20 protein-coding genes are annotated in these 21,653 nt (G+C 71.4%); 8 read left to right on the top strand and 12 right to left on the bottom strand.

Translation table 11 applies throughout. The features are described from left to right. Positions 1–62: 62 nt before the first annotated feature. Both ACLQ25_RS23470 and ACLQ25_RS23465 read right to left on the bottom strand, forming a co-directional pair. Positions 63–3,263 carry a DNRLRE domain-containing protein gene (locus ACLQ25_RS23470; protein ID WP_425732953.1) on the bottom strand — a complete coding sequence of 1,067 codons (3,201 nt, stop codon included), beginning with the start codon at positions 3,261–3,263 and terminating at the stop codon, positions 63–65. Positions 3,264–3,978: 715 nt separating this feature from the next. Then, entirely contained in the window at positions 3,979–4,764 is a 786-nt protein-coding gene (locus ACLQ25_RS23465; protein ID WP_425732952.1) for an aldo/keto reductase, read from the bottom strand. 94 nt (positions 4,765–4,858) lie between these two features. Here ACLQ25_RS23465 and ACLQ25_RS23460 point away from each other — a divergent pair, with 94 nt between their 5' ends. After that, positions 4,859–5,908 (top strand): DNA polymerase ligase N-terminal domain-containing protein, encoded by a 1,050-nt coding sequence (locus tag ACLQ25_RS23460; protein ID WP_425732951.1) that lies wholly within the window; start codon positions 4,859–4,861, stop codon positions 5,906–5,908. Positions 5,909–5,922: 14 nt separating this feature from the next. After that, positions 5,923–7,113, top strand: a complete 1,191-nt coding sequence (locus ACLQ25_RS23455) for a threonine synthase (protein ID WP_425732950.1) — start codon at positions 5,923–5,925, stop codon at positions 7,111–7,113. Positions 7,114–7,126: 13 nt separating this feature from the next. Here ACLQ25_RS23455 and ACLQ25_RS23450 read toward each other — a convergent pair whose 3' ends face one another. The 3 genes from ACLQ25_RS23450 to ACLQ25_RS23440 all read right to left on the bottom strand — a co-directional run bounded on the left by ACLQ25_RS23450 (position 7,127) and on the right by ACLQ25_RS23440 (position 10,554). Beyond that, complete coding sequence (locus tag ACLQ25_RS23450; RefSeq protein ID WP_425732949.1) at positions 7,127–8,923, bottom strand: glycoside hydrolase family 15 protein; 1,797 nt, start codon at positions 8,921–8,923, stop codon at positions 7,127–7,129. Positions 8,924–8,965: 42 nt separating this feature from the next. After that, positions 8,966–9,358 carry a cupin domain-containing protein gene (locus ACLQ25_RS23445; protein WP_355051904.1) on the bottom strand — a complete coding sequence of 131 codons (393 nt, stop codon included), beginning with the start codon at positions 9,356–9,358 and terminating at the stop codon, positions 8,966–8,968. A 302-nt stretch (positions 9,359–9,660) separates the two neighbouring features. Continuing rightward, entirely contained in the window at positions 9,661–10,554 is an 894-nt protein-coding gene (locus tag ACLQ25_RS23440; RefSeq protein WP_425732948.1) for a sulfotransferase domain-containing protein, read from the bottom strand. A 92-nt stretch (positions 10,555–10,646) separates the two neighbouring features. Between ACLQ25_RS23440 and ACLQ25_RS23435 the strand changes: the two genes are divergently transcribed. After that, positions 10,647–11,717: a beta family protein gene (locus tag ACLQ25_RS23435; RefSeq protein WP_425732947.1), complete on the top strand. Its 1,071-nt coding sequence runs from the start codon at positions 10,647–10,649 to the stop codon at positions 11,715–11,717. 6 nt (positions 11,718–11,723) lie between these two features. Here the strand turns inward: ACLQ25_RS23435 and ACLQ25_RS23430 are convergent, their stop codons facing one another. Continuing rightward, positions 11,724–12,005 (bottom strand): adhesin, encoded by a 282-nt coding sequence (locus tag ACLQ25_RS23430; protein ID WP_425732946.1) that lies wholly within the window; start codon positions 12,003–12,005, stop codon positions 11,724–11,726. Between the two features lie 275 nt (positions 12,006–12,280). On the opposite strand from ACLQ25_RS23430, the gene ACLQ25_RS23425 reads away from it, so the two are divergent. Further along, positions 12,281–13,015 carry an MIP/aquaporin family protein gene (locus ACLQ25_RS23425; RefSeq protein WP_425732945.1) on the top strand — a complete coding sequence of 245 codons (735 nt, stop codon included), beginning with the start codon at positions 12,281–12,283 and terminating at the stop codon, positions 13,013–13,015. A gap of 51 nt (positions 13,016–13,066) precedes the next feature. Continuing rightward, positions 13,067–14,029 carry a D-alanyl-D-alanine carboxypeptidase gene (locus ACLQ25_RS23420; protein ID WP_425732944.1) on the top strand — a complete coding sequence of 321 codons (963 nt, stop codon included), beginning with the start codon at positions 13,067–13,069 and terminating at the stop codon, positions 14,027–14,029. Positions 14,030–14,041: 12 nt separating this feature from the next. On the opposite strand, the gene ACLQ25_RS23415 is transcribed toward ACLQ25_RS23420, so the two are convergent. The 3 genes from ACLQ25_RS23415 to ACLQ25_RS23405 form a co-directional block, all read right to left on the bottom strand. Beyond that, positions 14,042–14,365 (bottom strand): hypothetical protein, encoded by a 324-nt coding sequence (locus tag ACLQ25_RS23415; protein ID WP_425732943.1) that lies wholly within the window; start codon positions 14,363–14,365, stop codon positions 14,042–14,044. Between the two features lie 86 nt (positions 14,366–14,451). Further along, positions 14,452–15,417 carry a hypothetical protein gene (locus ACLQ25_RS23410; protein ID WP_425732942.1) on the bottom strand — a complete coding sequence of 322 codons (966 nt, stop codon included), beginning with the start codon at positions 15,415–15,417 and terminating at the stop codon, positions 14,452–14,454. Between the two features lie 176 nt (positions 15,418–15,593). Then, positions 15,594–16,187: a pentapeptide repeat-containing protein gene (locus ACLQ25_RS23405; protein WP_425732941.1), complete on the bottom strand. Its 594-nt coding sequence runs from the start codon at positions 16,185–16,187 to the stop codon at positions 15,594–15,596. 83 nt (positions 16,188–16,270) lie between these two features. On the opposite strand from ACLQ25_RS23405, the gene ACLQ25_RS23400 reads away from it, so the two are divergent. Next, positions 16,271–17,503, top strand: a complete 1,233-nt coding sequence (locus tag ACLQ25_RS23400; protein WP_425732940.1) for a serine hydrolase domain-containing protein — start codon at positions 16,271–16,273, stop codon at positions 17,501–17,503. A 45-nt stretch (positions 17,504–17,548) separates the two neighbouring features. Here the strand turns inward: ACLQ25_RS23400 and ACLQ25_RS23395 are convergent, their stop codons facing one another. Then, positions 17,549–18,598 (bottom strand): hypothetical protein, encoded by a 1,050-nt coding sequence (locus tag ACLQ25_RS23395; RefSeq protein WP_425732939.1) that lies wholly within the window; start codon positions 18,596–18,598, stop codon positions 17,549–17,551. Between the two features lie 133 nt (positions 18,599–18,731). On the opposite strand from ACLQ25_RS23395, the gene ACLQ25_RS23390 reads away from it, so the two are divergent. Beyond that, a complete protein-coding gene (locus ACLQ25_RS23390) occupies positions 18,732–19,373 on the top strand; it encodes an NAD(P)-dependent oxidoreductase (protein WP_425732938.1) in 642 nt (213 codons plus the stop codon). Between the two features lie 23 nt (positions 19,374–19,396). On the opposite strand, the gene ACLQ25_RS23385 is transcribed toward ACLQ25_RS23390, so the two are convergent. Both ACLQ25_RS23385 and ACLQ25_RS23380 read right to left on the bottom strand, forming a co-directional pair. Beyond that, entirely contained in the window at positions 19,397–19,861 is a 465-nt protein-coding gene (locus ACLQ25_RS23385) for a PPOX class F420-dependent oxidoreductase (protein WP_425732937.1), read from the bottom strand. Between the two features lie 45 nt (positions 19,862–19,906). Next, the gene (locus ACLQ25_RS23380; RefSeq protein WP_357127766.1) at positions 19,907–20,545 is read right to left on the bottom strand and encodes a DUF6642 family protein; all 639 of its coding nucleotides are present in this window, start codon (positions 20,543–20,545) and stop codon (positions 19,907–19,909) included. A 304-nt stretch (positions 20,546–20,849) separates the two neighbouring features. Here ACLQ25_RS23380 and ACLQ25_RS23375 point away from each other — a divergent pair, with 304 nt between their 5' ends. Next, a complete protein-coding gene (locus tag ACLQ25_RS23375) occupies positions 20,850–21,638 on the top strand; it encodes a D-Ala-D-Ala carboxypeptidase family metallohydrolase (RefSeq protein ID WP_425732936.1) in 789 nt (262 codons plus the stop codon). Positions 21,639–21,653: the final 15 nt, after the last annotated feature.

Below are 21,653 nucleotides of genomic sequence, written 5' to 3'. Positions count from 1 at the left end.
TCTGCTAGGACGGGCCACCGTCAGGTCCTCCCTCGTTGAACTGCGCAATTCGTCGCGTGCCATCAGTTGATCGCCGCCCCGAAGAGGCCCTTGGCCGTCGGGAGCCCGTTCTGCCCGGGCTGCCAGGTCTGGGCCGGAGTGGTCGTCCCGCCGGCCAGGCTCGACCAGTTGAAGGCGTAGACCGCGTCGTCGCCGTACGGCGTGCCGACCAGGAGTTGCTTCGAGGTGGCGCTGAGCGAGTTGCCGACGAGTTCCTGCTCGCGGAAGCTGCCCGGCAGGCTGGCGCCGTCGCGCTGCAGCGTCACCGGCGTGCCGATCGGGTTGGCCAGCGCGGGGAAGACCCGCACCCGTCCCGAGTCGGCCGTCGAGGTCCCGGCGTCCTCGCCGGGGACGCCGATCGCGATGAACATCGTCGAGTTGGTGCCCTCGCTGGCCGGGGCGGTGTTCGCCACCACAACCTTCTCGCCGAGGTAGTCGCCGTCCTCCGAGGCGTACGTGATCGACGGCAACTCGGTGAAGGTGTTGGCCGCGGTCACGTGGAAGCGGTGCACCATGCCCGCGTCGGTCGTCAATGCGGTCGCGCCGGAGAGGGTGATGTCCTCCCCCGGCACACCCACGGCGACAAGCGAGTCCTGCGTCCCGGCCGGGCTACCGACCGGGCGGTACGGCGCGATGGAGATCGACTTGCCGAAGTTGTCGTTGGCCTCCGCGACGTTGGAGACGCCCGTCAGGCCCTGGTACAGCCCTGCGGCGATCGTGGGCAGCCCGCTGGTCAGCTTGTTACTGAAGACGTTGACCGCGCCGGCGAAGACCTCGCTGCCGATCGCCTCTCCCGGGGATCCGACCGCCCAGTGGTACTTGGCGGCCGCCACCGAGAAGCCCGTCCGGTCGTCGAACTCCGCGCTGCCCGGGATGCCGTTGCCCTGGGTGAGAGCCACGTTCACGTTGCCGCGCAGGTAGTGCACCATGCCGGTCAGGGCACCGCTCGAGAGGCTCTCCCACGGGACGCCGATCACCAGGTAGGGCTCGCCGCTCGCGGTCCGGCTCCCGGCCACCGAGTAGCCGAAGACGTCCCAGGCCTCGGCGGTGTCCGGGACGTTGGTGACGTCCTGGTGGTAGACCAGCGAGGCCGGCCCCTGCGCGAGCCCGGCCGGGGAGCCGAGCAGCACGTAGACCGCACCGGCCCCTTCCTGGCCGCTGACGCTCTGGTACGGGACGCCGACCGCGAGGTCGGTGCAGCCGTCGTTGTTGGCGTCGTACGGCGAGATCGAGAAGCCGAAGCGGTCACTCGACGCGGGTGCGCCCGGGACCTTGGCCACCCCCTCCTGCAGGGTGTGCACGGTGGTGCTGCCGCCATAGGTCACGTGCACCTGACCGGCGCCCCAGAGGCCGTTGACGGTCACCTCCGGGTCGGCGACTGCCAGGTCGGTGACGCCGTCGCCGTTGAAGTCGTTCTCCGCGGTGCCGGCGCAGCCGGTGACCGGGGCGACGGTGGTGTAGACCTGCATCTCGCAGAACGCGGACCAGCGGTCGCTGCCGCTGACGCCGTCGGCGGCCTTGACCCGCCAGCGGTAGATGCCGCCGTCGACGAAGGCGCCCGCCGGCACGGTCGTCGCGGCGGTGGCGCCGGAGGCCACGGCGCTGTAGCTGGCGGAGCCGATCGCGGTCTCCGCGTTCATCGCCCACCACTCGAAGGTGACCGTCATCGCGGTGCCGTCGCCGTCCGAGACGGTCGCCTTGAGCTGCGGGGTCAGGGTGTTGACCTGGGGTCGGCCCGTGCCGGTGACGCAGCTGGTGGCCGGAACGGTGGCCTGGGTGCCGACGGTCGGCCACGAGTTGTAGGTGACCGATGCCTTCGGATCCTCGGCGGCGTTGCCGCCCTCGCGGGAGCGGAACTGCTTGAATCCGCCCACGTCGGCCTCGTTGGTCGCCCGGAGGCCCATCCCGGCCCGGGTCTTGTTAGCGTTGGCGGCCCGCTGGAAGAAGGTCTTGCCGTCGATGTTCACCCAGGCGTCGGCGCTGGTGCAGCTCGCGCCGCCGCCGGCGGTGGCGGTGGACCGGGCATCGGGCCCGACCGCGTCCCACGCGGGCTGGTTGGCGAAGGTGGTGGTGGACGTGGCCGGCGCGGTGGTCCAGATCTCCCACGAGACCGGGGTGCAGAGGTACGACCAGTAGTTCCACAACGACACGGTGGCCGAGTTGATCTGCTTTCCGGCGAGGACCGTGCTGTCCCAGGTGAGGAACGACCGGGTCAGGTGCGGGTTGCTCGGGTCGAGCAGGCCGAGCTGGAGGTTGTTCTGCGTGCTCTGGTCCAGGCTCGACCCCGCCGTGACGTACGTGTCGAAGGTGGTGCCGAGCGGGTTGACCGTCGGGTCGATGGTCACCGGGTAGGCCGTCGCCGGATTCCGCAGCCACGCGCGGTCCGGCGTGAGGGTCAGCTCGACCGTGTCGCCGCGCTTCGCCAGCTCGGTGCGGATCGGCTTCTGCACGGCGGGGGCACCGGTGATCTTGTGCTTCCTGGCATCCCACATCAGGGGCGCCGGGATGCGGGCGGTCTGCTTGCCGGCCCGGTCCTTGATCGCGATGGCACCGTCCGCGCCCCGGCTCCCTTCGGCCACGCCGCGACCGCTGAGCGGGAAGGCCACGCTCTCGACCTGGGCTGCGGCGGCCCGGTTCTTGACCACGAGGAACTGTTCGAATCCGGTCCGGGTCGCCTCGACGACGAGGTCGACACCGGGACGGGCATCGACGTACGTCGCGCGGTTGCCCTGCAGGACCGGCGTGGGCAGTGCCCCCGTCCAGCCCATGGCGACCCGCTGGTCGGCGGAGCCGAGCGCGGCCAGCTCGTGGGTGCCCGCCGCACGGCTACCCGAGATGCGCAGGTCGCCGGGGTGGGCGACCGGGGTGACCGAGCCGTCCGTCCCGGCCTTGAGGGTGAGATCGACCGGCACCCAGTCGCCGCCGCGGCGGAACCGTTGCATGCCGGCGGCGAGCTCGGCCCGGAACTGCCCGTCGGGCAGGGCGAAGACCTCGGCGGTCTCGCTGGTGAGGCTGTCGACCCGCACCGGTTTGCCGGTTTCCCGGGCGGCCCGTAGGGACACTGCCTGGTCTGACCTGTTTTCCACGCCACCCGTCACGCCATCGGGTCCGGCGGCGAGGTACTCCGCCGGTTCGCCCGAGATGCCTGCCAACGCGACCGCCGTCAGCACGGCGACTCCCGCCGCAAGGCATGAACGTACGGTGGCCGTCTTTCGACGTGCCACGAAAACCCCCCGTGGGTTGCCCGTTTGTCGGTCGGGACTGTAGGGAGCCGCACGCTCTACGCACAAGGAGCGTTACAACTGGTAAGCACAGACGCGGCAATACGGACCTTCCGCCCCCAGTGGTCACTCCACGGAGTGTTAGCTGCTCAGAACAGGCGCGGTGGGCTCGACGAACAGCCGGACAGGCATCCGCCGAACGACTGACTCGCGCCAACGCCGGACGTCGGCCATTGCCACCCAACCAGAGCGGACAGGTCGATCCGACCGCCAATTGCAGGCTCCGCCGCGAAGCGTCTGCAGTGGACCGGAATAGCGGAGCGGGCGATGAGCAATTCGCCCACGGCAAACCGCCGGAATGCCTGCGTTCGGCCGACCGAAGGGCCTCGCGGGAGGTGCCCGAATCGCCGCCTCCAGACCTGCACCCCATCGATGTCCAGGCAGCTCACAGCAACTGCCCAGGACGGCGCACCACCGCTCGTGAATCGACGTCCGGTCCCGGCGCGAATGAAGCGGCGGCCCGATGGTCGGACGCATCCGCCAATTGAGTCGAGACATGCTCGGGTGGCAACCACACCGCCGAGGAGACAACAGTTTGCAGCCATCGACGATGGTAGTTGCCTCAGCCAACTACTCCGTCGATCGCCCGCAGGTGGACACCGCCGCCCCGCCCCGCTTCCCGGGCGCCCACATGCCGGACGTCCGTCTTAACATGTGATCAGTCGCCGAGCGCGTCGATGTCGCGCATCTCCTCGGCCGTCAGCGAGAAGTGGAAGACGTCGAAGTTGGCGGTGATCCGCTCCGGCGTCACCGACTTGGGGATCACCACGATCTCGTGGTCGATGTGCCAGCGCAGCACCACCTGCGCCGGGGAGACGCCGTGCGTCGCGGCGATCCTGGTCAGCACCGGATCGCTGAGATCGCTGGTCTTGAACGGGCTGTACCCCTCCAGCACGACGCCCCGGTCCCGGTGCTCGGCGTGCCGCTGCCGGTCGTACAGCGCGGGACTCCACCGGATCTGGTTGACCGCCGGGTTCTCCTCGGTCGACTGGATCAGCTCATCGATCTCGCTCGTGCTGTAGTTGCTGACCCCGACGGCCCGGGTCAGGTTCTCGTCCCGTGCGGCCAGCAACTCACGCCACAGCGGGATGCTGTCCGCCGCCGACGACGGCGGCCAGTGGATCAACCAGAGGTCCACCTGGTCGACGCCGAGCGCCTCGAGACTGGCCTCCAGGGTCTGACGCTCCCGGCCGATCCGGTCCGGTGGCAGCTTCGTGGTGAGGAAGATGTCCTCCCGACGCAGCCCGCTCTCCCGGACCGCCCGACCCACCTCCCGCTCGTTGCCGTACACGGTGGCGGTGTCGAGGTGCCGATAGCCGGTGTCGAGCGCGGCCAGCACGGCGTCGTAGCCCGCCTGGCCGGTGGCCTGCCAGGTGCCGAAGCCGAGCAGGGGCATTCGCACGTCACCCGGAAGTAGGGCGGTGGGCTGGTCGCGGAGGTCCATGAGGTCCGTTTTACCCCGACTCATGCTCGGCCGCCGAGCGAATCGGACACTCCGGCGGCCCGCAGGAGCGCACGTTTTGCCGGAGAATGCGGGTGTGACGGACCGGCTGGACGAGTACCGACGTCGGCGCGACGCGGCCCGCACGCCGGAGCCCGTGCCGCGGGCGAAGCCCCGGCCGGCCGGCGACGACGGCGACCGCGCCCGCTTCGTCATCCAGCAGCACCACGCCCGCAGCCTGCACTGGGACCTGCGGTTGGAGCACGAGGGCGTGCTCGCGTCCTGGGCGGTGCCGCGCGGCCTGCCCCGCGACCCGGGCCGCAACCACCTCGCCGTCCATACCGAGGACCACCCGATGGAGTACCTCGACTCCGCCGGCGAGATCCCAGCCGGCGAGTACGGGGGCGGCCGGATGATCATCCACGACCGGGGCACGTACCGCTGCGAGAAGTGGCGCGACGACGAGGTCATCGTGACGCTCTCCGGCGCGCGCACCGAGGGCCGGTACGCCCTGTTCGCCACCGGCGGCCGGGACTGGATGATCCGCCGCACGGATCCCGCGCCGCCGGGCTGGACGCCGATGCCCGACCTGGTCCGCCCGATGCGCGCCACGCCCGCCGCCGGGCTGCCGCGCGACGCCGGCAAATGGGGGTACGAGCTGCGTTGGGACGGCGTCCGCGCGGTGGCGTACGTCTCCGGCGGGCGGTTACGGCTGCTCTCCGAGACCGACGAGGAGATCACCGGCGGGTACCCGTGGCTGCGCGCGATGGCCGAGGCCCTGGCGCCGACCGAGGCGGTGCTCGACGGCGTGCTGGTGCGCATCGACGGATCGGGCCGGGTGCGTGCGGCACGCCCGACCAGCGGGGGCCGGGTGCCGACCGGATCGCAGTTCCTCCTTGTCGACCTGCTGTGGTTGGAGGGCGTGAGCAGCGTCGACGTCCCGTACGCGCAACGCCGCGAACTGCTCGATGGGCTGGCGTTGGCCGGTACGCACTGGCAGACTCCGCCGTGGTTCTCCGGTGCCGGCGACGAGGCCCTGCGCACCGGGCGGGAGCAGGGGCTGCCCGGTGTGGTCGCCAAGCGGCTCGACTCGGTCTACGAGCCGGGCGTACGCAGTCGGCACTGGCTGAGTGTCGACGCGGCCTGACGGCGAGGAGCGACGTGTACCTGACCCACCTGGACTGCCCGCGATGCGGCCTGGAGTACGCCGCCGACGAGGTGCAGAACCTCTGCGACTGCGGTTCGCCGCTGCTGGCCCGGTACGACCTGCCGGCAGTCGCGAAGGCGGTCACCCCGGAGCGCTTCGGCCTGCGCCCAGCCGACCTGTGGCGGTACCGGGAGCTGCTGCCGGTCGCCGACCCCCGGCACGTCACCACGCTCGGCGAGGGCTGGACGCCGCTGCTGCGCGCCCCCTCGTACGGCGCCGAGATCGGCATCGCGGACCTGATGGTCAAGGACGAGGGGCTGATCCCGACCGGCTCGTTCAAAGCGCGGGGCGCGGCGGTCGGCGTGAGCCGGGCCCGCGAGCTGGGCGTCAAGCGGATCGCGATGCCCACCAACGGCAACGCCGGGTCGGCCTGGGCAACCTACGCGGCGCGCGCCGGAATGGGCGCCACGATCGTCATGCCGTTGGCGGCGCCGACCATCTGCCGGCGCGAGTGCGTGGCCGCCGGCGCCGATCTGCGCCTGGTGGACGGGCTGATCAGCGACGCGGGCCGGCGGGTGGCCGAGCTGGTCGCCGAGTCGGACGGCGCGATCTTCGACGCCGGCACGCTGCGCGAGCCCTACCGGCTCGAAGGCAAGAAGACGATGGGGTACGAGATCGTCGAGCAGCTCGGCTGGCAGGCGCCCGACGTGATCATCTATCCGACGGGTGGCGGGGTCGGCCTCATCGGCATCCACAAGGCGCTGCACGAGATGCGCGAGCTGGGCTGGGTCGGCGACAAGCTGCCCCGACTGGTGGCGGTGCAGTCGACCGGCTGCGCGCCGATCGTGCGGGCCTTCGCCGCCGGTGAGTCCCGGGCCCGCCCGTGGGAGGACGCGCACACGGTGGCGTTCGGCATCACCGTGCCGTCGCCGCTGGGTGACGAGCTGATCCTGGCGGCGTTGCGGGCGTCCGCCGGCACCGCCGTCGCCGTCGACGACGCCGAGATCCTGGCCGACCTGCGGGACTTCGCGGCCCGGGAAGGGCTGCTGCTCTGCCCGGAGGGCGCGGCCTGCCTGACGGCGGCACGCCAGCTACGCGCCGGTGGCTGGATCCGGGCCGGGGAACGGGTGGTGGTGCTCAACACCGGCGCGGGCCTGAAGTATCCCGAGACGGTCGACGTCTCCGGCGTACCCGTGCTGGCCTGAGCCTGCGGCCCGATCAGAAGCTGTTCGGCTCGGTCAGCCGCCAGGCCGCGTTGATCAGCCCGATGTGGGACAACGCCTGCGGCATGTTGCCGAGCTGCGCCCCGGTGGTCAGGTCGATCTGCTCGCTGAACAGGCCCACGTCGTTGGCGCGACCCACCACGCGCTCGAACAGCTCCTCGGCCCGCCGCGCCTCACCCGCCATCACCAGGCACTCCACCAGCCAGAACGAGCACAGCAGGAAGCCGGCCGGGTCGGTCGTCCAGCGCCGGACCAGCCCGTCCTCCGTGCCCAGCTCACGCTCCACCATCGCGATGGTCGAGCGCATCCGGGGGTCGGTGGCCGGCAGGAAGTGCGCCACCGGCAGGGCGAGCACCGAGGCGTCCAGCTCGGCCGAGCCGAACGAGCCGGTGAACGCGCCGATCCGGTCGTTCCAGCCTTCGCGTAGCACCGTCTCGCGGATCTCGTCACGGACGCCGGCCCAGCGACGCGGGTCGGCCCGCTCACCCAGCCGGTCGGCGAGCCCCACCGCCCGATCCATGGCCAACCAGCAGGAGACCTTCGAGGAGAGGTAATGCCGTTCCTCGTCCCGGGTCTCCCAGATGCCCCGGTCCGGCAGGTGCCAGGTCGCCGCCACCTGCTCGGTCAGCCCGAGCACCATCTCCCGCAGCTCCGACTCGAACGTCGCGCCGAGGTAGTCGCGCAGCCGCCACACCGCCGACAGCACCTCACCCGGCACGTCGAGCTGCCGTTGCTTCCAGGCGTCGTTGCCGACGCGCACCGGACGACTGTCGTGGTATCCGCGCAGGTGGTTGCAGTGGTGCTCGGAGAGGTCGCGTTCACCCTCCAACCCGAAGAGCACCGGCACTGGCTCGTCGCCGAACTGACCGATCGACCGGGCCACCCAGGCGAACAGCCGCGACGTCTCGTCCGGACAGGCGGCCACCCAGAGCGCCCGCATCGTCAGCGAGAAGTCCCGCAACCAGGAGTACCGGTAGTCGTAGTTGCGGTCACCGCCGATCTGCTCCGGCAACGAGCTGGTCAATGCCGCCGCCACCGCGCCACTGCGGGCGTACGTGAGGCCGGTAAGCACGGTCGCGCTGTGCCGCACCAGCTCCGGGTACCGGCCCGAGTACGTGTGCGTGTCCCGGAACGCCTCCCAGGCCCGCGTCGTATCGGCGAGGGCGGCCAGCGGGTCCATCTGGACGGGTGGTTTGCCGTACGTCTGCCCGAACGCCACGTCGATCCCCACCACCTGGCCGGAGGAGACCTCGAACTCGTGGGTCACCCGGTCCCGGCCCGCCCGCAGCGGCATGCCCCCGGCCCGCAGCACCAGCACCACCGGGCCGGCGCCGGCCACCACCGCGCCGCCGGGACGCTCGTGCAGGTACGGCGTGAGCAGGCCGTACTCCGGGCGGGGGGCGAAGTCCAGCGCCATCCGGACCCGCCCGGTGAGACCCTCGACCACGCGGACGAGTACGGCGGGCGAGTTCATGCCCAACTCGTGCGCGCGGGCACCGGGCTCGGCGGCGAGCGCGTCTGTCACCGACACGCTGCCGTGCGGCGTGTGGTGCACGGTCCGCAGGATGAGCGTGTCCGGCCGGTAGGCGCGCTCGACCCGGTAACCGGGGCCACCCACGCCGACCGGCGCCAACCGGAAGTGCCCACCGTCCGGGTCGAGCAGCCTGCCGAAGACGGAGGCGCCGTCGAACCGGTCCGGGCACCACCAGTCGATCGAGCCGTCGAGGTCGACCAGCGCGCCGGAACGGGAGTCCGAGAGGAACCCGTAGTCGGAGATCGGCGGCTGCGTCACCAGCCGCGCGTACCCGGATCGGCCCGATTCAGGCCGACGCCGTCACGCGGTCGGCGGTTCGTCCTCGCCGGCCTCCTCGGCCCTGTCGGCCTCCTCCTTGGTGTGGTGCACCGCCTGGTCGGCGTGCTCCGGAGGACCGTAGACGGTGTAGAGCACCAGCGGATTCGGACCGGTGTTGACGAAGTTGTGCTTCGTGCCGGACGGGACGACAACCAGGTCACCCGCGACGACCTCCCGCTTCTCGCCGGCGACCCGGGCCTCGCCCGTCCCGCTGACGAAGGTCAGGATCTGGTCGATGCCCTCGTGCACCTCCTCGCCGATCTCCCCGCCCGGCGGAATCGTCATGATCACCAGCTGGGTGTGCTCGCCGGTCCACAGCACCCGCCGGAAGTCCGGGCTCTTCTCGGCGACGGTCGCGATCGTGAAATGCTCCATGGCCCGCTCATACCCCGTTCGGTCACGCGTCACGCCGGGACTGGCAGATGGTGGAATTCCCCACGGTCGGCAGGTTTGGATCCGCGCCGAACGGGGATCGACAACGCTGACCGGCGCGAACGGCCGGTCGAGCCAGGTCCCCGCTGGCGTACCGCCGAACGGCTGCGGTGGTGGGAGACGGCCAGAGCGCGGCGACGTTGCGACCAAGATCGCAGCGGCGCCGCGCGCTCGTTTCCGCGTCCGGCGTCGCGGTGTACGCCTCAGGTCTCGCGGTGTACGTCTCAGGTGTCGCGGTGTACGTCTCAGGTGTCGCGGTGCAGCCAGGCGAGCAGGTCGGGCGGGGTCAGCGCCCGCGCCCGCCGCTCGTAGCGGGCCAGCGCGGCCGCGTCCAGCAGGTCACGCCCCTGCCCCGAGCCGCCGCGACGGAAGAACGCCTGGCGGTCCCGCAACACGCCGAGCGTGTCCGGGGCGAGTTGGTCAGCGCGCTCGCGCATCCGGTCGAACGTGGCCGCCTCGACCAACGCGGACCACCGCCCGGCGGGCACCTCGACACCCCAGCGGTCGGCCAGCAGTCGCATCTGTGCGCCCAGGTCGGCGCGGAGGTCGTCGTAGTGCACCAGCGCGATGTTCGGCTCGTGCCGGCGGGCCCAGGCGTCCCGCAGGTGCCGGAACACCCCGGGGAGTGAGTCCAGCTCGACGCGCGGGTCGACCTCGTGGTCGACCCAGCTGGCCAGCCACTGCCCGAGCGATGGACGGACACGCGGCGGTCCCGCCGGCGCGGGTTGGCCGGTCAGCTCCGCGACTCGGGTCCGGTCCAGGTTTCCCGCCTGGTGGTAGAGGGAGACGGCCATGTCCAGTGGATGCCGCGCCACCACCACATAGTGCGCCCGGGGATCGAGCGGTACCCCGTCCAGCGGGGTGTGCGTCTTGATGAACCGGCGGTGCGGCTGCGCGGCCAACCGCTCGTACACCACGTCCCGCGGCTCGCCCAACCAGTCCAGCCAGGGCGACAACTCGGACAGCGGCGCCGGCAGCTCCGGAGTGCCCAGCACCAGCAGCGCGCAGATCATCTGCATCCAGGTCGTGCCGCTCTTGGATCGGGTGCTGATCACGATGTCGCCATCGCGAAACGGGAAGCCGACCCAGCGGGCGCTGTCCTCGTCGGTGGAGCGGTAACGGTACGGCGACGCGGACATCGGGCGAGCGTAGTCGCCGAACCGACAGCCGGACAGCGGAATTTCGGTACCAGAAAGTGTGGAGGCATGCGAATGCCTGACTAGATTGAATTATGGTGCCCGCCCATGGGGGCCGGGCAGTGGAGCCGGTCTACCGCCCCATCCTCGCCAGCCGCCGACGCGGCGAGCTGGAAGCCCTGACCCACCTCGATCCCGCGGCCGCCGGGCTCGTCGCGCCGATCCTGGAGGTCAACGCCGTCGACCGGTCCACGAGGGACGGTCTGCGCCGACTGCCGGTCGGCCTGCTACCGGCCGTCGACGTGACCGCCCAGCCCGACTCGGTCGACACCGAGCTGGTCCGGTGGGGCGTACCGCTGATGCCCGTCATCGGCCTCGCGGAGAGTGAGCGGCGGCTCGTCGCGCACGGCGCGGTGGCCCGGGCGTACACCCGACGGGCGCTGGTCCGCGTGCGGGCCGCGCACGACCGGGCGGGCCCGGACGCGGACACGACGGCCGTCGAGCGGATCTGGCGGTACACCGGCCTCGCACCGGAGGAGTGCGACCTGCTGGTGGACGCGGGTGACGTCTGCTGCCCGGCGGACGTACGAATGGCGGAGCCCCGGATACGGCGGCTGCTGGACTGGGCCCGCCGCCACGCCTGGCGCTCGGCGACGGTGGCGGCGGGCGGCATGCCGCCGACGCTGTCCCGGCTGCCCGCCGACGAGCCGGTCCGGCTGGAACGCTGGGACTGGCAGCTCTGGCAGCGACTGGTCGACCTCGGAGTCGACTACGGCGACTACGGCGTCGGTTCGGCGCTGCCCGACTCGGGAGACCCCGGCGACCGGCTACCGACCGTGCGGTACACCGCCGACGACGGCTGGTGGGTCTACCGCTGGTCACGCCGGGGCGGCCGGGGCGACGACCGCTTCGCCGACCTCTGCCGGACGCTGGTTACGGCACCGCACTGGTCGAGCGTCGGCGCGGCGTTCTCCTGGGGCGACCACGAGCTGCTGCGCCGCGCACGCGGAGGGGCCGGAGCCGGGTCCGCCGCCAACTGGACGGCGTGGAGCACGTCGCACCATGTGGCGCACGTGCTCGCCGCACTGCTGCGACCCGACAACCCCGGCCAGTCGGGGTGGGACTCCCGGCCGGGGCCACCGCAGCGGGGGCGATCGCCCCGGTGAGAGCCCCTACTGCTTGTCGGTGAAGCCGAACTGGATGATGCCCTCGTCGTCGACGGTGGCGTCCACCGAGGCGTCGCCGAGCAGTTCGGCGGCGTCCGGGTCGAGGAAGATCCGCGCGCCCTGGTTGTCGACGACCTGGTCACCCTGCTCCGGCTCGGGCACCAGCTCCACGGTGAGCGATCCGGCGTCGGTGTCGGCGGCGATCCGCACGCCACCGTCCTGGGCCACGTCCTGCTGGTTGGCGAGGTCACGGATGACGAGCACGGCGTTGTCGGTCATGGTGAGCATTGGTGGAACTCCTCGTGGTTTCTCGGCTCGCGGTGGGTTGTCGCGCAGAGGCGGACAAACGGCCCGCGTACGAGCACGCGTGGGAGGCGACGGGAGATACGGACGGTCATCGCCGTCGCGTCGAATCGGGGCGGCTGACGGGCCCCTTCCCAGCCCACGGTGCCCGCTACCGAGCGATACGTCAAATAGAGCCGGATCAGTCCCGCTCTCGCTTCCGCGCTGGTCACAGCCCTGATTTGCCCACCAGCGAGCGGAACTATCCTTACGCTGAGTAAATGATGGATGACGCTCGCCGTGCGGCTGCCGAATTCCTCGGCACGCTGCTGCTGGTCTTCTTCGGCGTAGGCGCCGCCGTCGCCGCGCGGGTCCAGGGCGGCGTGGTGGTCGTCGCGCTGGCCTTCGGGTTCGTCATGCTGGCCCTCGTCTACACGATCGGCCCGCTCTCCGGCAGTCACGTCAATCCGGCGGTGACGCTCGGCGTCCTGCTCTCCGGCAAGATCTCGGTGATCGGCGCTGTCGCCTACTGGATCGCGCAGTTCGCCGGGGCGACCGTGGCCGGCTTCCTGCTCTGGGCACTGACCCGGTGGGGTGACGTCGCGGACCAGACCGGGGCGCTGGGCTCGAACGGGTACGGCGCCCACATCAACCGGGGTGGCGCGGCCGTACTGGAGATCGTGCTGACCTTCCTCTTCGTCCTGGTGGTGCTCGTCGTGACCAGTCGCAGCGAGAACCCCGGCATCGCGGGGGTTGCCATCGGTCTGGCCCTGGCCGCGACCCAACTCGTCGGCGTGACGCTGACCGGCGCGGCGGTCAACCCGGCCCGCGCCTTCGGTCCGGCCGTCTTCGAGGGCGGGGTGGCGCTTCGCCAACTCTGGGTGTTCATCGTCTTTCCGCTGCTCGGCGGGGCGCTCGCCGCGTTGGTGGCTCCGCTGGTGATGGGCGTGCAACGGCACTACTGGGGCGGCCACGAACGAGGGCTCGGCCGACCGGGACATCGCGAAGGGCAATAACCTTCGCTGGAGACTCTTCTCCGGCGATTACCTTCATGGCAGCATCGGCGCATGCATCGTCGTCTCTTTCCGCGCGCCGTCGCGCTGCTCGCGCTGGTCGCCACCGTGGCCACCGTCGGCGCGTCCGGCGCGACCGCCGAGTCGCCCACCCCCGCGACGACCCGCCTGCGCGCCACCATCGACGCGATCCTCGCCGACAGCCGGCTGGCCGGCGCACAGACGTCGGTGGTCGTCGTCGACACCAGCACCGGGCAGACCCTCTACGACCGCAACGGCGACCGGCGGCTGATCCCGGCCTCCAACACCAAGCTGCTGACCTCGACCGCCGCGCTGGGGCTGCTCGGTCCCGGCCACCACTTCCGCACCGACGTGCAGACCACCGGCCCGCGCCGCGGCGGTCTGCTCTCCGGCAATCTCTACCTGCGCGGCGGCGGCGATCCGACCATGCTGGCGGCCGACTACGACGCGCTCGCCGCGCAGGTCGCCGCCGCCGGTGTCCGGGTCGTCAGCGGCAACCTGGTGGCCGACGACACCCGCTACGACCGCGCCCGGTTGGGCCCGGACTCGGGCCTGTCCCGCCGTAACCTGGTGCCGGCGGCCGAGTTCGTCGACCTCCTGGCCGCCGTGCGAGCCCAGCCCTGGTTCACCACCTGGTACGCGGCGCTGCCCATCGCGGGGCAACCGGAGCGGTTCGTCGGCGGCACGCTGCGCAGCCGGATGGCCGGCACCCCGGCGGCGGGCAACGTCCACGCCAAGACCGGCAGCCTGACCGGCGTGTCGGGGCTGTCCGGCTACGTCACCAGCGCGGACGGCCACCTGCTCGCGTTCTCCATCCTGCTCAACAACTACCTGACGGCGTCGGTCAAGGCGCTGGAGGACCAGATCGCGGTGACGCTGGCCGGCCACCGCGAGGACGGCGCGAGCGCGGCCCGGGTCGCAGCGCCCGAGGTGCCCCAGGCTCCGCGTACGCCAGAGGGCGTGGAGTGCTCCTGGGTCAAGCCGATCACCTGCTGATCAGCGCGCGGGTCAGGCGGGGCGCTTCGGTGTGGGGGGCACCGCCGCAGGGTCGCCGCGCTCGATGAGCGCGGCGATCTCGGCGGCGTGCAGGCCGCGGAGCGTCAGCACCCGGGTGCCCCACCGGTGCAGCCGGCACGGGTGGGGGCTGGCGTCGTTGCGACAGACCACTCCACCGGACCAGCGCCGGGGCGCGTGTACCACCACCGCGCGTACCGCGAACTGGGCATCCTCGCCCGTCACGTACGGCGGCAGGGGAATGTCGCGAAGCACCTCCGGCTCGTCGAAGCCGGGAGAAACGGCAGGACGGACGCGGTGGGCGGTACTGCTGCTCATCTGCGCTGCCTCCACAGTGGAAAGTGAACGGGGACAGCAGAAAGTTACGTCCTCACCGACGGAGGGCGACGGACAAACTGTCCCGCTCAGCGCAGCGCGACGGCTTGGAGGCCGACGTTCCCGCAGTGCTCGGTGTAGACCTTCTCGACCGTCCAGCTCACCACCAGCCGGGCGTCCTTCGGCGCCGCGAACCGGATGACGAACTGGGCGCTCTGACTGGTGTACGGATCCTCCAGGCGGAGGGTGCTGACCGGCCCGCCCGTCGACAACCGCACGTCGAGCCGACCGCGCGCCATCCAGATTCCGGCGTACACCTGGACCGTGCGCGGCGCGCCGCTGCCGACGACCGCCAGGCTGAACCCGTTGCCCACGCCGCAGGTGTAGACACCGTCGGAACTGCCCCGGTCCCACCGGTCGGGTGCGCCGTCGGACCAGCGGACGACCTCCTGGTTGCCGTCCCAGCCGATCCGGCGACCCTTTCCGCCCCCGTCGACGATCTCCCCGGAGCCGGACTGCTTGCGGACCGTCGAGGTGCCGCCGCGCTGCCCCCAGTGCATCCAGTCCCGGGTGCCCACGGCGGTCAGGTCGACCTCGGCGGGCACCTCGGCGCGGGTCAGCGACAGCAGCGGCGCGGCCGGCTTCGCCGATTCGGGGGCGGGCGGGCTGGCCGACGGGGTTGGTTCGGGCGAGGGTGGCCGCTGCCGGGGCTGCAGACCCGGCAGCGCCGGGCCGGCCTCGCTGGTACGTCCGTCCGCGCCCGGCAGGCCCGTCGGACGGGCGGCGCCGGCGGGCACGCCGCCCGGGCCGCCGACCGTCGCGTCGCCCGAATCCGGGCCGGACCGCGTGCCGAGGTACGCCACGAGCACCACGAGGCAGACGACCGCGCCGACCCCCTCCAGTGCCCAGCGCCGCCGCTGCCGGGTGCGGGCGAGCCGGCGCAGCGCTCGGTGACTCAGTCCGGCCGCAGCAGATCGCGGCCGGTGCGACGCGGGTCGAGCGGCCGGCTCGTCCCCGGCCCGCGAACCATCCCGCGTACGGTCCTCGTCCGCCACCGACTCCTCCACGTTGCCGCCCGACCGCCACCGCACATGACGGATCGACCGTCCACTGTGGGTTGTTCACGATTGCACCGGCGTGGTCGACACGCTAAATCGGGACAGCATGGCGTGTCCAGTCCGGATCGGGACGGTATGGGACAGCCGGCTCACCGTCCGGTGGTCACCCCGGCTCAGCCGATGCGGAAGCCGAGCGCCTGCGCGATGACGAGGGCCTGCTCGGCGTCCACGAGCGCGCCGGCCCGCTCGACCGACGTCGGGTCGAGCGCGGTGAGATCACTGCGCCGCAGGTCGGCGCCGCCGAGGCGGCAGCGCTGAAGTTGCGCTCCGGAGAGGTCGACGCCGGTCACGGTGGCCCCGGCGAGGTTCGCGCCGGTCAGGTCGGCCTCGCGCATCCGCACGTCGCTCAGCCGGACGGCGCGCAGGTCCGCGCCGGGCAGCGCGACGAACGACCAGTCGCCGCCGTCGACGCGCAACGGGCGCAGCTCGCACTGGACGAAGGTGCTGCCCACCAGCTTGCAGCCGGTGAACTCGGCCTCGAAGAAGTTGCAGCGCTTGAAGACACAGCGGGTGAAAGCCGAGTCGAGGTGCCGGGACGCGTTAAACCGCACGTTGCCGAACGTGCAACCGGTGAAGACCGCGCCCCGGGTGACCGCCTCGGTCAGGTCCACGTCGAAGAACTCGCAGGCAACGAACTGGCGGTCGGCCAACTCCTCGCCGTACCAGTCCTCGTGGCGGAAGGTCACGTCCTCGGTCAACTCCGGCATTCGGCCAGGCTAGTGCCGCCGACCGACACCGCCGGGGAGCCGCCCCTTCCGGTAGCGGTGTACCGGCGAGTAGTTTCGGCGGCGTGAGTGTGGCGCGGAGCAAGGACCCGGATGAGATCGGCTTCGACCCGGAACGGCTGGCCCGGATCGACGAACACTTCGGCAGGTACGTCGACGACGGTCGGCTCGCCGGCTGGCAGGTGGTCGTCACCCGCCGCGGCGAGGTGGCGCACTCCTCGACGTACGGCCTGCGGGACCGCGAGTCGGGTGCGCCGGTCGGGGCGGACACGCTCTGGCGCATCTACTCGATGACCAAGCCGATCACCTCGGTCGCGGCGATGATGCTGTGGGAGGAGGGCCGCTTCGAGCTGACCGACGAGATCAGCCGCTGGCTGCCGGAGTTCGCCGACCTGCGGGTCTACTCGAAGGGCTCGACGCTCAAGCCGTACACGGTGCCGGCGACCGAGCCGATCCGGGTCTGGCACCTGCTCACCCACACGGCCGGCCTGACGTACGGCTTCATGCAGACGTCGGTGGTCGACGGGCTCTACCGGGCCGCCGGCTACGACATGTACCCGCCGGCGGGCGTCGACCTGGCCACGGCCTGCGCGGCCTTCGCCGAGTTCCCCCTGCTCTTCGAGCCCGGCACGGCCTGGGGTTACTCGGTCGCGACCGACGTGCTCGGTCGACTGATCGAGGTGGTCTCCGGGCAGAGCCTCGACGCCTTCTTCGCCGACCGGATCTTCGCCCCGCTGGGCATGACGGACACCCATTGGTGGGTGGAGGGCGACGAGGCCGAACGGATGGCCGCGCTCTACGCGCCGGATCCGCGCAGCGGGCAGGCGTTCCGCTACGACCGGCTCGGCGCTCTGGCACACCACAAGCCCGCCCTGTTCTCCGGTGGCGGCGGCCTGATCTCCAACGCCGCCGACTACCACCGCTTCACCCAAATGCTGCTGCGCGGCGGCGAGTTGGACGGCGTACGTCTGCTCGGGCCACGCACGGTGCGCTTCATGGCCCGCAACCACCTGCCGGGCGGGCAGGACCTGGGCACCCTGTCCACCGGCGGCTTCGCCGAGAGCACCCTGGACGGGGTCGGCTTCGGCCTCGGCTTCGCGGTCGTCGAGGACCCGATTCCGAGCCGGGTGCCGAGCAGCGTCGGCGAGTACTACTGGGGCGGGGTCGCCAGCACCGCCTTCTGGGTGGACCCGACCGAGGAGATCACCGCGATGCTGTTCACCCAGCTCCTGCCGTCGAGCACCTATCCCCTCCGCTCCCAGCTGCGCCAACTCGTCTACGCCGCTCTCATCGACTGAGGGTGTGGGGTCCGTCGCCCACGCTGACGGACCCCACACCGCAGCTCAGCCGAGCTGCTGCGACTGGATCGCGCGGATCTTCGCCGGCTTGCTGACGGAGAGGTTCGAGATCAGGTACGCCCGCACGCTGCCGTCGGGGAACACCGCCCACAGGTCGGCCACGCCGTCGGCGTTCAGGTCGGCGGCGATGAGGCTGCTGACCGCCACGCCGGTGTTCCAGCCCGAGGCGAGCCGGTACTGGGTGTAGGCGAGCGCGCCAGTCCCGTCGCCGTTGTCGGTCATCGTCACGCCCTGCCACAGGTACAGGTCCCCGGTGGTGGCGTTGCGCAGGACCAGGGCCACGCCCGAAGCCAATTCAGTGCTGGCCAGGGTCCAGTTCTGCCAGTCGCTGCCGCCAGTCGGGGTGGCGGTGGTGTTCAACGCCACCCGGTAGTAGAGGCCCGCCGCCCAGACGCTCGGGTAGTAGGAGAGTCGGTAGCCGTTCGTCGTGTCGCCGACGATTCCGATCAGGTCAGGGATGTAGTCGCCGACGCCGTCCGCCACGTACCCGCTGACGAGCTGGATCGGGGAGTTGTCGTGGTCGTCGGCCAGGAATTCGCGCGCGAGGCTGACATTGGCGTTGTAGGGCTTGGCCATTGTTCCGTCGCCGACACCCTTGATGATGACGCCGCCACCGGCGTTGTTGCCACCCGGGTAGTAGGCCAGGAAGTCCTGGTTCGCGGTGCCCCAGAACGTGCCGGTGATCATCTGGGCGCCGTCGAAGTCGGCCGGCGATTCGTTGCCGGTGACGCCGTTGCCGTAGATGCCGATGTTCACCGCTGGGACCTTCACCCGGCCGGTGCCGACGCCGGTGGTCGCGTTGATCCGGCCCCGCGCCGTCCAGACGCCGGAGTCGAGGCCGGTCGTGGTGCCGCCGGCGGTCACCAGGTCCGGTACGCCGTCACCGTTGAGGTCCTTGTCGACCGTGCCGGCGACGGCGGTGCTCGGCGTGTTGACCGGTGCGGCCTGGGCCGGCAGGGCCGGAACGACGGCGAGCGCCAGGGTGGCAGGCACCGTCCAGGCGAGCAGCCGGCGACGGGCGGACAGGTGCTTCATGGATTCCCCGTTCAGTCAATGGATCTTGTTCGGCTCACCGTAGTGGGCCCATGCCAGTCGGTCGCTCCCCTGAACGCCCGGCCGGGTTCGTCATAACGGCATCTCCGGGGCGAGCCGGCCCTAGCCTGGGCTGGTGAGCACCATCGTCGTGTTTGGCGCGGGCGGCACCGCCGGGTCGCGGATCGCCGCCGAGGCCGTCGACCGGGGACACCGGGTGATCGCCGCGGTCCGTCGCCCGGAGGCGACCTCGTACCTGCCGGACGGGGTGCGGACGGTCACCGGCGACGCCACCAGCGAGCGCAGTGTCCGGGAGTTGGCGCCGGACGCGGACGCACTGGTGGTGGCCATCGGCGGCGGCGAGCGCGGGCTCTGGCGCGCGGCCGCCGAGACCCTGGTGACCACCCTGCGGCCCATGCCGGCCGCGCCCCGGATAATCCATCTGGGTGGCGGATCCACCCTGCTCACCCCGCGCGGCACCCGCTTCCTCGACGAGCCGGACTTCCCCGAGCAGTACCGGGACTCGGCGATGGGCCAGGCCGACGCTCTCGATTACTACCGCAGCTCCGCCGACGGGGTGCGCTGGACCTACGTCTCGCCGCCGCCGCTGGAGTTCCACCCCGGCGACCGCACCGGGCACTACCGCACGGGCACCGACGAGCCGGTCACCGACGACCAGGGCCGGTCGGTGCTCACCTACGAGGACCTCGCGGTCGCGATCGTCGACGAGGTCGAGCAGCCCCGACACCTGAACGCGCGCTTCACCGCCGCGTACTGACCGGCGCGGCGAGAAGCGGGCGGTCAGTCGGCGAGGCGGGCCGGGAAACCGCCGGTGGCGATCGGACCCCAGGCGTCGATGGTCACCCGGATCAGCGACTTGCCCTGGCGCACCATCGCCGCCCGGTAGTCGTCCCAGTCCGGGTGCTCGCCGGAGATGCTGCGGAAGTACTCGACCAACGGCTCCAGCGCCTCGGGCAGGTCCAGCACCTCGGCCGTGCCGTCAATCTGCACCCAGGGGCCGTTCCAGTCGTCGGAGAGGACGCACGCCGAGACCCGGGGGTCACGGCGGATGTTGGTCACCTTCGCCCGCTCGGGGTACGTGGACACCACCAGCCGACCCTCGCCGTCGATGCCGGCGGAGACCGGGGAGGACTGCGGCCGGCCGTCGGCCCGGGTGGTCATCAGCACGACGCGGTGTCGCGGCCGGAGGAAGTCGAGCAGGGTGTCCCGGTCGACCTGGGTGTTCTTCGCGATGCTGCGTGCCATCACTCGTTCCTACCAGGCCGGCGGCGGGTCCGCGGGCGGTGGGGGTCAGCGCGGGTCGGCGGCCGTCCGGTGCACCGCCTGGGTGGGCACGCGAGGCCGGCCGGCCGGGCGCCACGCCCGACCGTTGGCATAGATCACTCGAAAGCCGAGGTACGAGGCGAGTGGCGCCCAGTGCGCCGAGCCCATCCGCAGTTCAGCGGCGTTGTGCCGCTGCCCGTTGGCCAGCACGTCGAGCAGGACGGTTTCGAAGGCAGCCGATTCAACCCAGTCGACGTCCCGGGTGAAACCACAGATCAGGGCGGCGCCGGTGACCTCCAGGAACTCGCGCAGCACCGCGTCCGACGCGCGCAGCACCGAGCAGCTACCGAAGTAGAGCCGCCGCCCCTCGCAGCGGCCGGCCATCAACTCGGCCACCTCGTTCAGCTCCACCGACTGCCAGTCGGTGAGGCAGAGCCGGCTCGGCTCACCGTGCATGGCGAAGAAGCCGACACGGTGGTCGGCGTACTGCTTGAGCAGCCAGCGGTCCAGGAAGTAGAACAACTCGTCGCGGGTGGCGGCGTCCTTGTGGATGAAGCGGATCTTGCCCAGTCGTTCCAGCAGTTCGAGGGTGGGCAGCACGGAACCGCGTTCGTTGAGGTCACGGTGCCACTGACCCTCGACACAGAAGACGCCACCGCGTGCCACGTGCACCTCCGCCAGTTCGCCGCCCGGGCCTGACGTTACCGGCCGACCAGCGGAGTGGAACATCACCCCGGGTACGACCGAATGCGACGTTCGGTGCCGTTCCCGCGTTCCCGCGCCGATCGAGGGAAATGGCTGTTTCGCAAATCAGCCGAATTCACAGGTGGCGCCCAGGAACGGGCGAATCGTGAGAACAATTCTCGTTATTGCCGCCAACCGCACTGATCAGTGCGAAGGTGGAAATCGCGGGACGTCCCGGTCGATGTCCCAGAGCCACCCCATTCGCTCTCCTAACGGGAGGACTTCTGTGCGCGTAAACACCTTGAAGCGAGTTGCTGTCGCTTTCGCCCTGGCGTTGCCCGGGGCAGCGATCGCCTCGGTGGTCGCCGCGCCGGCAGCGTACGCGGACGGCTGTTACACCTGGAACCGCAACCTCTACCAGGGGCGCTCGGGCGACGACGTCCGTCAGCTGCAGATCCGGGTCGCCGGCTGGGCCGGCAACCGGGACATCGTCGAGAACGACGGCCGCTACGGACCGAAGACCGCCGCCGCGGTGAAGCGGTTCCAGCAGGCGTACGGGTTGCGCGCCGACGGCATCGCCGGCCCGCAGACGTACGCCAAGCTGTACCAGCTCCAGGACAACGACTGCACGCCCGCGCACTTCAGCTACAACGAGCTGGACAACGGGTGCGGGGGCAGCGGGTATAGCGGCGGTCCGCTGTCGGCGGCCCAGACCAAGCAGAACGCGCTGCGCACCATGTGGAAGTTGGAGGCGTTGCGCAAGAGCCTCGGCGACAAGCCGCTGAACGTGACGAGCGGTTTCCGCAGCCGCGCCTGCAACAACCAGGTCGGCGGCGCGTCGGACAGCCAGCACCTGTACGGCCACGCGGCCGACGTCACCTCACGGACGTCGTCCCTGTGCACGGTCGCACGGGACGCCCGTAACCACGGCTTCAGCGGCATCTACGGGCCCGGCTACCCCGACCACGACGACCACGTGCACGTCGACTCGCGGCGCGAGAACAACAGCGACGGCAGTTCGAACACGACTAACTGGTCCGCGCCGGACTGCGGGATCGGCGCCGGCAACGACTGAACCAGCCGGTCGGCG

The sequence above is a fragment of the Micromonospora sp. DT44 genome (assembly GCF_049841635.1).
In the GTDB taxonomy this organism is placed as follows: Bacteria; Actinomycetota; Actinomycetes; order Mycobacteriales; family Micromonosporaceae; genus Micromonospora.
Note: the sequence above shows the minus strand (reverse complement) of the source record. Positions and strands in the feature narration are given on the sequence as shown.

What these genes read in the sequence shown, in the direction of transcription:
- ACLQ25_RS23465 (WP_425732952.1), bottom strand. Translation starts at nt 4,764, where the DNA reads ATGGACCTCCGCGACCAGCCCACCGCCCTACTTCCGGGTGACGTGCGA.
- ACLQ25_RS23445 (WP_355051904.1), bottom strand. Translation starts at nt 9,358, where the DNA reads ATGGAGCATTTCACGATCGCGACCGTCGCCGAGAAGAGCCCGGACTTC.
- ACLQ25_RS23440 (WP_425732948.1), bottom strand. Translation starts at nt 10,554, where the DNA reads ATGTCCGCGTCGCCGTACCGTTACCGCTCCACCGACGAGGACAGCGCC.
- ACLQ25_RS23435 (WP_425732947.1), top strand. Translation starts at nt 10,647, where the DNA reads ATGGTGCCCGCCCATGGGGGCCGGGCAGTGGAGCCGGTCTACCGCCCC.
- ACLQ25_RS23430 (WP_425732946.1), bottom strand. Translation starts at nt 12,005, where the DNA reads ATGCTCACCATGACCGACAACGCCGTGCTCGTCATCCGTGACCTCGCC.
- ACLQ25_RS23425 (WP_425732945.1), top strand. Translation starts at nt 12,281, where the DNA reads ATGATGGATGACGCTCGCCGTGCGGCTGCCGAATTCCTCGGCACGCTG.
- ACLQ25_RS23420 (WP_425732944.1), top strand. Translation starts at nt 13,067, where the DNA reads ATGCATCGTCGTCTCTTTCCGCGCGCCGTCGCGCTGCTCGCGCTGGTC.
- ACLQ25_RS23415 (WP_425732943.1), bottom strand. Translation starts at nt 14,365, where the DNA reads ATGAGCAGCAGTACCGCCCACCGCGTCCGTCCTGCCGTTTCTCCCGGC.
- ACLQ25_RS23405 (WP_425732941.1), bottom strand. Translation starts at nt 16,187, where the DNA reads ATGCCGGAGTTGACCGAGGACGTGACCTTCCGCCACGAGGACTGGTAC.
- ACLQ25_RS23395 (WP_425732939.1), bottom strand. Translation starts at nt 18,598, where the DNA reads ATGAAGCACCTGTCCGCCCGTCGCCGGCTGCTCGCCTGGACGGTGCCT.
- ACLQ25_RS23385 (WP_425732937.1), bottom strand. Translation starts at nt 19,861, where the DNA reads ATGGCACGCAGCATCGCGAAGAACACCCAGGTCGACCGGGACACCCTG.